Source organism: Parasphingomonas caseinilytica, assembly GCF_036663755.1.
Classification (GTDB): domain Bacteria; phylum Pseudomonadota; class Alphaproteobacteria; order Sphingomonadales; family Sphingomonadaceae; genus Sphingomonas.
Genome location: NZ_JAXOJL010000002.1, coordinates 318,899 through 331,980 on the forward strand (window position 1 = coordinate 318,899; position 13,082 = coordinate 331,980).

The 13,082-nt window shown below is 60.5% G+C and carries 13 protein-coding genes and 1 tRNA gene; 10 read left to right on the forward strand and 4 right to left on the reverse strand.

The window, feature by feature from the left end:
• Nucleotides 1–286 precede the first annotated feature (286 nt).
• Nucleotides 287–2,140 carry a caspase family protein gene (locus U1738_RS07945; RefSeq protein ID WP_332788501.1) on the reverse strand — a complete coding sequence of 618 codons (1,854 nt, stop codon included), beginning with the start codon at nt 2,138–2,140 and terminating at the stop codon, nt 287–289.
• A 327-nt stretch (nt 2,141–2,467) separates the two neighbouring features.
• Between U1738_RS07945 and U1738_RS07950 the strand changes: the two genes are divergently transcribed.
• From U1738_RS07950 to U1738_RS07990, 9 genes are all read left to right on the forward strand, one after another.
• On the forward strand, nt 2,468–2,800 hold the full coding sequence (locus U1738_RS07950; RefSeq protein ID WP_332788502.1) for a hypothetical protein: 333 nt from the start codon (nt 2,468–2,470) through the stop codon (nt 2,798–2,800).
• A gap of 136 nt (nt 2,801–2,936) precedes the next feature.
• Nucleotides 2,937–3,317 carry a hypothetical protein gene (locus tag U1738_RS07955; protein ID WP_332788503.1) on the forward strand — a complete coding sequence of 127 codons (381 nt, stop codon included), beginning with the start codon at nt 2,937–2,939 and terminating at the stop codon, nt 3,315–3,317.
• On the forward strand, nt 3,277–4,128 hold the full coding sequence (locus tag U1738_RS07960) for a hypothetical protein (RefSeq protein WP_332788504.1): 852 nt from the start codon (nt 3,277–3,279) through the stop codon (nt 4,126–4,128). Before U1738_RS07955 ends, U1738_RS07960 begins: the two co-directional genes overlap by 41 nt.
• Nucleotides 4,125–4,670: a hypothetical protein gene (locus U1738_RS07965; protein WP_332788505.1), complete on the forward strand. Its 546-nt coding sequence runs from the start codon at nt 4,125–4,127 to the stop codon at nt 4,668–4,670. The genes U1738_RS07960 and U1738_RS07965 overlap by 4 nt, the downstream gene beginning before the upstream one ends.
• A gap of 3 nt (nt 4,671–4,673) precedes the next feature.
• The gene (locus tag U1738_RS07970) at nt 4,674–5,813 is read left to right on the forward strand and encodes a hypothetical protein (RefSeq protein ID WP_332788506.1); all 1,140 of its coding nucleotides are present in this window, start codon (nt 4,674–4,676) and stop codon (nt 5,811–5,813) included.
• On the forward strand, nt 5,810–6,241 hold the full coding sequence (locus tag U1738_RS07975) for a DUF4384 domain-containing protein (RefSeq protein ID WP_332788507.1): 432 nt from the start codon (nt 5,810–5,812) through the stop codon (nt 6,239–6,241). The genes U1738_RS07970 and U1738_RS07975 overlap by 4 nt, the downstream gene beginning before the upstream one ends.
• An 88-nt stretch (nt 6,242–6,329) precedes the next feature.
• Complete coding sequence (locus U1738_RS07980; protein ID WP_332788508.1) at nt 6,330–6,845, forward strand: hypothetical protein; 516 nt, start codon at nt 6,330–6,332, stop codon at nt 6,843–6,845.
• 11 nt (nt 6,846–6,856) lie between these two features.
• A complete protein-coding gene (locus U1738_RS07985) occupies nt 6,857–7,315 on the forward strand; it encodes a hypothetical protein (RefSeq protein ID WP_332788509.1) in 459 nt (152 codons plus the stop codon).
• Entirely contained in the window at nt 7,312–8,751 is a 1,440-nt protein-coding gene (locus tag U1738_RS07990; protein WP_332788510.1) for a DUF4384 domain-containing protein, read from the forward strand. The genes U1738_RS07985 and U1738_RS07990 overlap by 4 nt, the downstream gene beginning before the upstream one ends.
• A 25-nt stretch (nt 8,752–8,776) precedes the next feature.
• On the opposite strand, the gene U1738_RS07995 is transcribed toward U1738_RS07990, so the two are convergent.
• The 3 genes from U1738_RS07995 to U1738_RS08005 form a co-directional block, all read right to left on the reverse strand.
• Nucleotides 8,777–9,307 (reverse strand): OmpA family protein, encoded by a 531-nt coding sequence (locus tag U1738_RS07995; RefSeq protein ID WP_332788511.1) that lies wholly within the window; start codon nt 9,305–9,307, stop codon nt 8,777–8,779.
• Nucleotides 9,308–9,510: 203 nt separating this feature from the next.
• A complete protein-coding gene (locus U1738_RS08000) occupies nt 9,511–10,428 on the reverse strand; it encodes a CsgG/HfaB family protein (protein WP_332788512.1) in 918 nt (305 codons plus the stop codon).
• Nucleotides 10,429–11,391: 963 nt separating this feature from the next.
• A tRNA-Thr gene (locus tag U1738_RS08005) sits at nt 11,392–11,467 on the reverse strand.
• A gap of 207 nt (nt 11,468–11,674) precedes the next feature.
• On the opposite strand from U1738_RS08005, the gene U1738_RS08010 reads away from it, so the two are divergent.
• Nucleotides 11,675–12,928, forward strand: coding sequence for a PAS domain-containing protein (locus U1738_RS08010; protein ID WP_332788513.1), 1,254 nt, complete (start codon nt 11,675–11,677; stop codon nt 12,926–12,928).
• Nucleotides 12,929–13,082 lie beyond the last annotated feature (154 nt).

Consider the following 13,082-nt stretch of genomic DNA (forward strand, 5'->3'; position numbering starts at 1 on the left):
CGAGTTTATCCAGACCTTACGGAATCGCAACATAAGATAAGGACCGGATCTCAATTGGGTCCGACTACTATTCAAGACGCATCTGACGCGATAGCTGCGCGCGGCGGTAGCGCCGATCAAAATCTACGGTCTTTCGGATTGATCTTGTTCGAATAGTTGTCTCCAATCTGAACATTCGACTAGCTAATCGCGTTCCAACCGAGTTTCGAGGATTTCAGAGCAGGCTTCAGCGGGGCACGTCAGCATGCCAGCCTTTTGATCGACGACCGCCATGGACAGCGCCGCGTTACGGCAGTTCTACACGATCGAACCGCGACTGATTGGCTGCGGGATCATCATCCTCGATCGCTGTCGCGCGATTGCCCGGCACGATGCTGCGCTCATCGCCATCGCTGTATTTTTCCGCAAGCGCATGGCCGTCGCCCACTGAGATAATACGGTAACGGATCGCGCTATTGCCATCGGGGCTAGAAACGTTGACCAGCGACCCGATGTTCAGAAGCGGTGCTCCATAATTGAGCTGGATCTTCCGGTCTTTCACGCTCACCACCTCCAAAGGCGCGTAATGGAAGGCGATGCGGCGGGCGGCCGCCAGTGCAATGCTTTGCTGCAACACCGCATAAATCCCTTCGCCGGATTGGCCGCTCTGAGCATCGACCGCTCCGGTTTGCTCGAGGCTGCCGGTTTCGAGGCGTTTGCTAAGCGGTATGCCGAACACGATCCGCCCGGCGCTGTCCTTGATGTTCAAGTCGAAGGTTACCAACATCCCTTGCGAGCTGATGCTATAGCTCCCCTGCTGCCCGTAGCCGCCTTGCGCGTCGATATTGTCCTGCACCACATTGGACAGGCGGCCGTTGACCGTGACGCCGCCGGGCCCGACCACAATCTTACCGGACGACGCCAGTGCCGCCTGGATCGCGGTTCGGATGCCTTCAAAACGGCTCACACAATCCTTGTAGAACCAGCTGACCCAGTTCGTCCGCGACGCATATTCCAACGGGTTCGCATAGGTTTCGCGCTGGCCGGCGGTCGCCATGTAGAGGCGACACTCCTTGCCGCTCAGAATCGGACCCACGGCCACCGCGATCGGACGGCTTGATAACCCGACCGACGCCGCGCGCGACAGGGTTGCGACCGCTGGGAAGGTTGCAACCGTTCCCGACAAGGCCACCCGACCAAGCGAGCTGGAGCCGCTTGCCGCCATCTCGGGCGCTGCGGCTCGGGGTGCGACCATATCTGCGACGCGCAGGCGCGCAAGATCGATATATCGCCCCTGGTGATATTTCGCCAAATAGGAGTTACAAGGCGCGCGCGACGTGGCCGATTTGCACAAATCCCAGGCCTGAAACTCCATATCGTCCTTCGCCCGCGCCGCACCATTGGTGTTGGATGGTCGGAAATAGAATTCGCGACTGGACAGCGAGCCATATGTAAACGGCTCCTGATCGCCCGAGGTTTCCTGCAGCACGTCGTCGCGAACCTTGCGGAAGGTCAAGCTGATCTCGCTGCCTTCCTCGATCATCCGCCGGGCCAATGCGCGGGCAAACGGGCTGTTCGCTTGCGTGCCATCGGCCGCGACTTGGCCGGCCTTAGCCGAATAGACGACGAGGCTCTCGCCCGCCGGCTCGATCGGCGCGAGGCCGCGCGAGATCGAGCGCGTGCTGTTGCCCGAACGGATCATCATGGCATCGAAGGGATTATTGCGACAGGCATCGAGGATCACCACGCGAAGCCGTTTGGCACCCTCGGTCATCTGCAGCACCGTATCAAGCTTGATCGCTTCGACCTCGGCGTCCCGGTCGCGCACGAGATGAGCGTCGGTCGGGACGAGATAGTTAGTGTTGTTCAGCTCGATGCCGTGCCCGGCATAGTAGATAACTGCAACATCAGCCTTGTCGGCGAGCACGCTGAAATCGCGCAGCCCAGCTTGCATTTCGGCGCGCGTTGCATTTTCGATGATGTTGATCGTGGTAAAGTGGAGCGCGCCGAGCGTCGCCTTGATCAGTTGCGCATCGGACGACGGGTTCGCCAGCGCGCGAGCCTTTTCGTACTTCGAATTGGCAATGATCAGCGCGACGCGCGTTTCAGGCGTAGCTGCGGCAGCGATCGCGGGCGCGGCAATCGCGGCCACGGTGATCATTGTGCAAAACCACCATCGCACCAAGAAACACGGCAGGAGAAATACCGTCCGCATGTTGAAGCCGCCCCCCAAGCTTGACCGTATCACTTGCCCCTTGCGCGCAAGTATAGGCAGCACGTCCTGTTGCCACAAGCAGCGCGTCATGCCGCAGTGCGCAATTGAAACAAATGCTGATGGTTGATTGCCGGGTCGCGGAAAGGACGATTTGCCCTGCGGCGGAAAATTACCTGCGACACGAAAAATTTTTGCGGTGCGTGCGCACACCCCCCGCTGCGCCCCCGCGACGAAGATGCAGAGGCGATGGCGCCTCGCACAAAGGAGGACATCATGCTCAACGTTCGTCTCGCAATCGCCGCCGCAGCCGCCTTCGTCGCCAGCTTCGCCGTCACCGCGCCCGCTTCTGCCCAGGCAGCGGCAAACGCCGATGCGACCTATATCGACGGTGACGTCACGATCGACGCCAAGACCAATGTGCTAGCCGGGATCACGGTCGGCAATAATTCGTCGGCACGCGCTGACCAAGGCGTGATCTATGAAGCGACCACCGTCCGCGGCAGTGTCAACATGCGTTGCCGCAGCAACGTGCAGGCCGCGATCACGGTCGGCGACAACTCACACTCTTCTGCCAGCCAGTGCGTCATCGGCGCGCCGAAACGCTGAGACCGCATCCCCTCCCGGACCGAGGGTTCGGGAGAGGGAAGTATCCGCCCAAGGCCAAATACACGCTCAAACTAAGCTTTCCCATTCCCGCCCGAAACAGATGCGGGGGCGATGGCGCCTCACCAAAAAGGAGAAAATGATGTTCAGCGTTCGTCTGTTCACGCCCGTCCTAATCTTCGCCACCTTCGCCGCGGCCGTACCCGCCGATGCTCAATTAGCCTCAAGCGCCGATTCGACCCGTATCGTCGGCGAGGTTTCGATCGACGTCGAATATCCAGTTCTGTATCCGATCATTGTCGGGGGTCCGGCGCGCGCCGATTGGGCCATCCTTCGTCGAAATTATAATATTTCTTCGGCATTGCGACGATCGGTCGTCGGCTATAGCGATAGTCAGACGCGGGGGCAGTTTCATGACGCATTTGGGGGCGGACGATCGGTACTGGCTCGAGTCCAATTGGACGAGTATGAGCAAGTCAGTGCTGAACATCATCATGCCGATCGCGGACGACGTGATTGATACAATAGTCGTGCACGGTGAGCTCGATTCGGCCACTTGGGATAAATTCGTCAATCGGGCGGCGCGCGCGCTCGATCACAGCCGCGCTGCGCTGGCCGAAAACGAGCGTGGCGCTTCGGGGCGGCCGCCGCGCAGTACGATGTACGCAGCAGCGATCAGCCTGTTGGGCGATGCCGCGCCGATGCGAGACGAGCTGATCCGCGCACGCGAGCGGCTGGCCGGGAAAGAGTCTCCAGCGATCGTCTGGGCCTGTTTGCGCAGCGGCCTTTACCGGATGCGCCTGCGCGCTACGGCCGATCTGGAAAACCGCGCTAAGACCTGGCGGCGATTGCAACCCATCGTCAGCGCAGTCCGCGCGAAAGCCGGATGGGATGATGGCAGCGACGACCCGAATAATCGTTACTCGGACGATCTATGCGATCGCGTTGCGGCTTACGTCCGCGCGCATCACCCGAACGACCATAATCTCCCGAAAGAAAAAGACACGGTGAAGGGATTTTTCGCGCAATTTTGCGAGGATTTTTTCGAGCCTGAAGAAGTTCTCGATGTTACCGAAGACGAGATTGAAATGCTGCCCGATTTCAGGCGCGGTTACGAATATCTGCACGAGTGCGTTGGGGCGCTGCAGCCTCCCTATGACGACGTATATCAGGTTTCCCTGCATCGCGGCGACACCACCGTTTCCGCCTTTTGCCTGAAACAGGGGATTGATCGCCGTAAATTTCACCATATCCGCGTGAAAGCCGAAACGCAGCTTAAGGACTGTGTGACGGACAAGTTCCGCGCTCGAATGATAGCGATGGTCCAATGAAGATATCCGACGCGCAAGCGCTTGCCGAAATTCTCAACCGGCAACAAGAAACGATCGAACCGGATCTGCTCGACGCGCTTGGTCCACGCCTCGAAGCGTACGCGGGCGGTGCCCCTTGGCGTCCGGAGGATGCCGTGTTGGTCTGGACGTCGCCGGACGCCCGGCGTGCTTTTGTAATGGCCCGTCGGGCAGTGCTGGCGACGCTGGAAACCAGTTGGGCCGGGCGCGGTTTTGGCCGTGCGTTTTTGCGCCGCGCGGCCGATGACGGGGCGTCCGACGAGCTCGTGATGGGCGAGGCGGGCGTCACAATCCGTATTTTGCGTGCGCCGGGCTCAGGCGATTGGCTGATCAATATCGAGCTTTCGCCCGACGCGCTGGCACTGATCCCGGCCGGCACTGCGTTGAAACTTTCCGATAGCGGTGGAACTGTGTGGCTGATCGGAGAACCCGACCGTAGCGGCGGCGTCGATGCCTTTTGGGAGCGCGCCGAATCGCCGATCGAGCGGCTGCGGACGCACCAGCTGACCCTGGGGTTCCTGTAGGTCATGGTCGCAGCGGGGGTTGCCGAAGTCGAATTTCCGATCGTCATCCTCGGTGAGGCGGTTATGACTGCGGTCCGGGTCGAGCGGATGGCCGCGCTCGACCGTCAGGAGCGCTTCGCGGTAGGGCATCAACGCGCCGACGCCATTGATGTCCTGACCGATGCACGCGCCGACGAAAGCGACGACCGCCGCCTCGACGGGGCCATGGTGCGTTTCCTGCGCCGTGATTTTTCGGGCGGGTCGTACGCTTTGGCGCTCGCGCTTGCCGACAAGCGCGCCCGCTACGGTGCACCCGGCAACGCACGCATCATAGCAACCGGCTGCCTGCCTTGTGGCGGCCGGGGCGCAATCGACCCAGTGGACGGTTTCGACGCAAAGGTGCGCCGCGTCGTTGCCGGGCTCGATCCGTCGGTCGAAACGGCCCCGATTTTCGCTTTTGCCAGTGTTAATTTCTGCGATCTAGCCGACCCAACCCGCACCGCGCTCACCGAAGCGCAGGAGGCCGGCCGGATTGCGGTACGCGCAGTCGATCGACTTGAGCAACTCAAGGATCTTTGGCGCTCCCCGGACTCAAACGAGGCCGCGCGCCCTTCGTCACGGCGTGGGTGGAGATCTGCCGCCGTGCTGATCGTCACGCTTTGCGCAGCCGCCGCAATCGGCGCGCTGTGGTGGTCGAACGCCAGCCGGGCGCCGCTGCGCAAATGCGAAGCCGCGCTCGTGGCGCTCGAGCCGACGAAGGCGCGAAATGACCGCGCGCGAATCGCCGCGGCAGTGGGCTGGTGCGGCGAGGCCGCAAAGGCGATGCCATCTTCTGGACATGCCATGTTTCTGGCTGGTCAGGCACATATGCTCGACGGCGGCGCGCGACTAGCCTCTTCCTACTGGCGCCGCGCCGCGTTGCTGGGTGATCGGAACGGTCTCGCCGCCCATGGCCGGGATCTCTGGCTGGCCGGCCCGGAAACGCCGGAAGCGATGCGCGAAGCGCTCCACTATCTTGGCGCGGCGGGGGCGAAAGGTTCGGCGGCCGCCAATGAGGACATGGCCGAAATCTACCGCGACGGCGTCGGTGTGCCGGTCGATCTCGACCGCGCACAAACCTTGATGAAACATGCGGAGCAGCTGAGACAGGGGGAAGATCGATGACAATTCTGAGGATTTTGCTGGCGGCGGTCGCTATGGCGACCATAGGCGGCGACGAAGCGATCAACTTGTCGGCCGCGCTCGATAGACCAGGGGCGGTGTATGCGGTGGGTGACTCGATTACGATCACCCTGTCAGCCTCGCGCGACGTCGGAGTGCGGCTCTGGTTGCGTGCGCCCTCGGGCAAACTGACCCCGGTCATCCCCAGTCAGGCGGATGGCGCGCCGGTCTACGTCCGGGCGGGCGACCGCGCCCGATTCCCGCGGACCGGCGGTTTCCAGATCACCCCCCCGGCGGGGAAATATGCGTTTCTGATCACGGCGACGACCGACATCGACAGCGGACGCTCTTTGCTTGACGCAGATTCGCGGCTGGCTGGGCAAAGCAAACGCGAGCAACGAATGCTGGCCTTCAATGTCGAAAATATCTGAAAAACAGTTGTAAGCTGCACAGTCCTTGTTCTGCCCGCTCGATACTATATCGATGGTGCGCTATCGAAGCTGCACCGGAAGGAGCGATATGAAACATCCATATTTTCTGGCGTCGGCCATCCTTCTTGCGCACCTCATGGCGCCAACTTCCGTTTATGCACAGGCGGTCGCGATTGGCGGGGACGTCTCGCAGTCATCCGACGTGTCGAGCATGGCGGCGTTGGCGATCGGTCCGCTGACAGACGCCAACGTGACATCAGCGACGGTTCGGGAAGGTGCAACCGTGACCGGCTCCGTGGTCCAGCGCGCGAGCGGCGGCACGCGCCTCGCGCTTGCGCTTGGCCCCGGATCGAGCGCCTCGGTCACCGAAGCTACGGTGTGTGGCTCCGTCTATGGCAACGCGCGGCTGCGAAGCTCAATCGGAACGGCGGCGTCTATTTCGCTCCTGCCGGGCGGGCGTACACGAATCAGCTCGGCATCGGCCGGGCCCGGGCGGCAGGGATCGGTGAGCTCGTTCGTCGCGGTTCGCACCGTTGTCGCTACCGATTTCCTCCCTTGGGGGCGTTCGACGATCATCCTGGGTTCGTCAAATCGCGGCTGTTGAAAGGATCCATTATGCGCGCAACATCATATTTGGCGCTCGGCCTGTTGATGACCATCGCCCACAGCGCCTCGGCAGCGGCGCAGGCGATGTCCCTGCCGGTCGGCGATCCATCGGTGCCGTCGGTGCTGACCCAGGACTATCCGCGCAGCAAGGCGCAGGACCTCGATCTCGCATCACAATCGCGTCAGACAACAATAGAGTTCGCTACGGCAGCGCAGATGCTCAGGACGATGGTAAAGCCGCGCGCACCCCAAATCCTGCAATGCGATCCGCGCACGTTGCCCGACGCTCAGCGCGCCGCGCAGGCCGATGGCCACAATCCCTCACCGGACGAGCTCGTTCTGGGGCAGCCCGGCAAGGCAGTCATTGCCGACCAGATTTATTTTGCCGGCACGAGCGACGGAAGGCAATGCCCACCAGTTGGCAGTTCTATCAATTTACCCGCATTTTTCAATGAGGTGCAGCATTGAAACGATTTGCGGCTTATTCCGGCTGGCTGGTCGCCGTGGCTCTTGTTTTGAGCCCGGTATCGGCCGCGGCACAAAGTTCGCCTTTTCCGGGGAGGCCACAGGGGGCTCCGATCGATGCGGCCAGCGCTTTCGACCCTGCGCTGTCGTGCATGGATGAACTGCTTTCCCGCAGCTCCCAGCCCGCGAGCTTCGTCTTGGTTCCGCAGGGCATTGCCGACCCGACCGACAAGGGTGGTTTTACTCGCGACATGATCATCGACGCGGCCACCAAAATGTCGAGGCGAAGCCATTTCTTCCGCATTATGATTAACCGTGCCAACGTCGTCGGAAAGACGGGCTTTCTGCAGACGGCAGGCTCGGTCACTGCATTCGAGCAGCAAGTCCAGTCCAAGGACAATGGCGGCGGGATTTCGATCGCCTCAGCGGTTGGCGCGACGGTGAAAAGCCAACGCGGTATCTCCACCCTAACCGTGTCGCTTTATCTGACCGATGCCAACGAGCAATTGGTCGATGGCACGTTTCATTCACGGACCATGAGACTCGAAACCAAGAGCAAGTCGGGCTTTCTGTCCAGCTTCATCCAGATCGTCGGCGGCTCGTTGTCGTTGACCAGCACCGAGTCGGATGGCGTTCAGTCCGGCGTCAAGGCGCTAATCGATCTCACCATGATCGAGGCAGTCGGTTCCTTCATGCAACTGCCCTACGCGACCTGCCTCGCGCGCGTGCTTCCTTCCGACAACGTCGCTTCGCAGTTTCGCGACTTCAAGCGGATGAAACCGGAAGGTCAGCGGGCCGCCGTCCTTACGGAAATGACGCGCCGCGGGCTTGCTCCCGCCAACCCTTCACCCGAGCAGTTGCAACAGGCAATTGCGAGCTTCCAGCGCGCCCAAGGTCTGGCGCCGAGCGGCCAGATCGGCTTCGAATTGTATCAGGCGCTCATTAATCTTTCTGCGCCCCCGGCACCGATGAACCGCCCAGCAGCAGGCAAGCCAGCGGTGAAGGTTTCCGGAGCACCCGGCCCGTTCATTTATCCCAATGGCCAAATGCCTTTCGTGCGGGCCGGAGACAAGCTCGCATTCCAGGCGACGGTTGCCGAACCCGCTTATGTCGCCTGCTATTATACCGACTCGGTCGGCAAGGTGATCCGAGTATTTCCGAACCAGTACCGCTCTGCCTATCGTCTCGCGGCCGGGGAGATATTGCGCATGCCCTCCGAGCAGGACCCGTATGTGATCCGCGCGCAAACCGGCAACACCGGCGAATGGTTCTCCTGCTTGGCGGGCAACGACGATTTCCTGCCGCGCATTTCCGACTCGGTTCCCGATATTGCGTTCACACCGCTCGACCGGTTCCATTCGGCGCGTGAACTGGTTGACGCCGCTCTCGCCGCCGATCAGACCTTGTCGACCGACACGCTGACTTTCCGAGTGCAATAGCGCGGGGTGGCATCCGGGCGATCAATCATGTGCAGATATCCACGCGACGATTCTTGAAGCTTGCGGGATTTGCTGCGTCAACGGGTATCAGGTTTGCCAGACCAGCCGCCTGGACACGATCTGAACGCACCCCGCCGTCGATCAGCACTTTCGCGACCGTCTCCGCGCGCGCCTTGGAAAGGCGCAGATTTTTATCGATCGTGCCGGTCGCATCCGTATGGCCCCGAACGATGAACGCGAAATTGCCCGCCCGTGGATCTGTCAACGCCGTAATGAGCTTTATCAGGGTGCTCTGCGTTTGCGGGTCGCGAGCCAATTGTGCCGATCCGCGCTCGAACAGGATCATATTGAAGTCCAGCGCGACTTGGCACGTCGTCGGCGTCAGCGGGGGTTTCACCACACGCGGGGCAACATCTTGCGGCATCGCCGTCTTTGCATTTTGATCGACACCATTTTCGATCGTGAAGGTACGCGTAGCGGCGGGTTCAGCCGGCCGACTCGTCGCTTCGGCACCGACCGTCGCACGAATACGCGCAACCATTTCCTCCACGGTCATTTCCTGTGCCGATGCAGTCGATGGATGCCAGGCAATGCACAATAAAAGAACCAATCCGAATCGCACAGTCATTCTCCCTAATTTCTCCGCAGCGCTTTCCGCGGGTTGACCGGGACGACGATGAAAAGCATCAAATCAGGACCGAACGGCGCGTCCAAACCCGATATCGTTCCCGGCCGTGCGCGATACGCAGCAAAGTCATTCTAGTTTTTCTTCTTTTTCATTCCCTTGAAAGCACTGATGTCATCTTGGGTCGCCGGCCGGGCGATCGCCTTCACTTGGGGCGGTGCTGTGAATCCAGCGACCGCCTTTGCTTTGGACATCCGGGTCTGCACGTCCGTGATTTGGATCAGGCCCAGGCGAATTTCGCTGGTGCCCATAGGTTGGCCTGTATCAGGGTCGAGCACCACCTTTCCAGAGTCAAAAACAGCCAAGGTGTCGCCGACTTTGACCGCCCCTTCACCATAGTTCAGCGTTATCGTTCCGTCTTGCTGAACATCTGCAACCTTGATCGGATAAACAGTAGTTACCAGCCCAATTGCGACCTTGTCGGCAGCTGAGCGGAGCAATGCCGAAGCATTGGCCTCAGGCACCCCTTCACCACAGATTGTGCCAGCACTCTGAACCTCGTCGAGCCGTTTCACATAACGAATCTGGCCCGATTGGCCATCAGTGATCTTGATGTCGAGCGAGAGCGTGACCGACCCTTTATAACATGCTGTAGTTGTCGTTGATTTGCTACCACTCAAGGCACCGAGAAGAAACGTCGACCCGATGTCAGATTTCTTGTTGGCAGAAAAATTCGTGATAGACCCGTAGATCAAATAATCAACGCCCTCAAACCCCCCTACTTTTCCGCGATTTCTTGATGTGACCACGCCCTTTCGCGCGAGCCCCTGCTCGCCAACCAAATTGCCGAGCTGCTCACGCTCAACCACGCGGAACTTGCTGGTTCCCGCCACCGCCGACAATATCATGGCGGTCAGTGCAGCAGATTTATTAGATTGCGCGAGATCATCGATGCGTGCGACCGCAACTATCGGTTGGCGCGACTGAGCGTTCGCTTCGGAAGCAATCAACAAAAAAGACAATAGTGACAACGCGCGAATCAATCTGCTCATACATATCCCCCCCGCGCGGACTTCGGAACGCACAGAACGCATAGGAAAAAGTAGTTCTAAGCGCAATGCGAGGGGCGGGTATTTTTTGGAAGTTCTAGATTCGCAACTGAGGTACGGGCAACCAGAGGGGGAGCCAGCGGCTTTCTCGCCTCGATTTACGTTATGGCGCCCCCCTTTCCATCCCCGGGTGAACGTGCGAATCCGTACCGCTGAGATAATCGAGAACGGTCCATACCGTGGACCGTTTGCACCGCGAAACGCGTGCCACAGCGAGGACGATAGATTCCTCGTCGTTCATGCCCTGCTCGATGCAGGCCAAAATGGCGCCCGGTATGACGCCGGGACCGCCGTCCCGGAACCTACCAGCGTCGTATACGGCAGCCTCCGGGCCGCAAACGCTCGCGGCGACAGAATGATGGAGAGCAGCCTTACCGGGATCGATGGCAGGCTGAGACAGGTGAATGATATGCATATTACTAACCTCTAATGTGTGAACGGGAAAACCCGCCCCCTGGGACAAAGGGCTAATAAAACGGCATTAATGCTGGCCTATTATTTGAACAAGGCGATTTCGCGTAATTATACTATAAGTCAAACACTTGAGTCCAAATCTCATCGCTAACGGTTTCGATTCTATCGCGTCAGAAGGAACGATCTCGATCTTTACGAGCGCGGTTCAAAGACCGTTACGCAGAAGTTATTTGAAAGTGGCGATCACTTTCACGTCGGGTTGGCCGACGACGCGGAGCGGTATCGAGAAGTGCCCGCTGTCGGCTCATCTACCGCCGCAAAGGCTCGAAGCCGAAGCCTGTCAAACAGGACACCACAGCGATGTATCTATCAAAGAGGTGACGCGTAGGTCAGCGCCCGAAACCCTGCCGAAAGCGTCCCACGTAGGACCCAGAAACCGTCCCAGCCGAACGGGCTTCACCAGCAATTTTCGGATTTCCCTTCTCAAAGGGATGGTGCCGCTTACAGGACTCGAACCTGTGACCCCCGCATTACGAATGCGATGCTCTACCAACTGAGCTAAAGCGGCGTGCGTGGCGGTCGTTGCGACGTTCACGAGGCGGCGCGGTTAGCAGGTCCTTGGGGGCCTTACAAGCGTCGTCGCACGCTTCGTGCCGCTATCTTCCGTCGCCTCGAAGATAGCGCACAATCCCTTTACCCATCGTTTACCATGCCGGGTGCACAAGCATGACCGTGGAACGGATCGCCTGCGCGGTCCACGAAGGGTGTTTGCGCAATGGACAATGTTCGCGGTTTCGATGGCGACCTGCACGCGGATGAGATCGACCTTCGCTACGACGAGCCCGTCGTCAGCGAACCGAAGGTCGAGATCGGCACCGACGAGCGGCGGATGCACGTGCGCGCCTACAACCATTGGGTCTCGCTGCTGCGCGGCCGCGCCTATCCGTCGATCGAGGATCTCGACCCCGCCAATATCGCCGATTTCGGCCCGCACGCCGTGCTGCTCGATTTTTCGCGCGGGATCGAGGATCCCGTCATCGCCTATCTCGGCTCCGCCTTGCGCGCGGAATGCGATCTCGATTCGTCCGTGACGTTGATCTCCCAGGTGCCGAGCCGATCCTTGCTGTCGCGCCTCACCGACCATTATCTGCAGATCATCGCCAATCGCGCGCCGATCGGCTTCGAGGCGGAATTCGTGTCGCAGCGCGGCTTCAACACGATGTATCGCGGCATCCTGATGCCGTTCTCGTCCGACGAGGATACGATCGATTTCATCTACGGCGTGATCAACTGGAAGGAACTGGTCGACGCCGAGACGCAGGCGCAGCTCGATGCCGAGGTTCAGGCCGCCGTGCGCGCCACGCCGCAGCGGGTCGTCGCGACGCCGGTCTGGGCCGATGGCCCGAGCGCCGAGCGTGAGGAATCTGGCGAACTCGAATTGAACGTGGTGGCCAATCTCGCCGATCAGCTGATGCTGGCGCAGCAGACCGCCGCCGCCGTCCGCGCCGCCGACACGCGCACCCGCTCTACGCTCTACCGCGCGCTGGGCCGCGCACACGATTTCGCCGCCGCCGCCGATCGCGATCCGGCCGCCTATGAGGCGTTGCTCGATCAGGCCGGCATCACGCTACAATTGCGTGCGCCGATGACGCCGATCGTCAAGCTCGTCTTCGGTGCCGATTACGACAAGACCCGCCTGACCGAATATGCCGCCGTGCTGGGCCATGCCCGCCGTGTCGGCGTGGATACCGGCGCGCTGGGCGATTTCCTTGATAGCTTCGAAGGCGGGATCAAGGGCGTGGTGCAGGCCGAGCGCGCATTGCGCCAGCCGGTCGCGAAGCCGGCGACCGATCATCGTGCAAAGCTGGCCAAAAAAACGGTGCTGGCCGATGTCACGCTGGAAACCGGCGTGGCGGATGGCGATTACGTCGTGCTGCTCGCGCGTTCCAACGGTGCCGGCGGCTTGCAGGTCGTGGCGGCGATCGGCGATGCCGCGCTGACCGAAAAGGCGATGCGCGCGGCCGCCTGAGAATTTTTCACACAAGGACACGAAGACACGAACAAGAAGAATATTGGAATATTGCTGCGCGGATGGCCTGGCTTTCTTGCCGCTTTCGCGGCCAAAATCCTTTCTTTTCGTGTCTTAGTGTCTTTGTGTGAAACGACCTTCTTTCCCCCCGTTG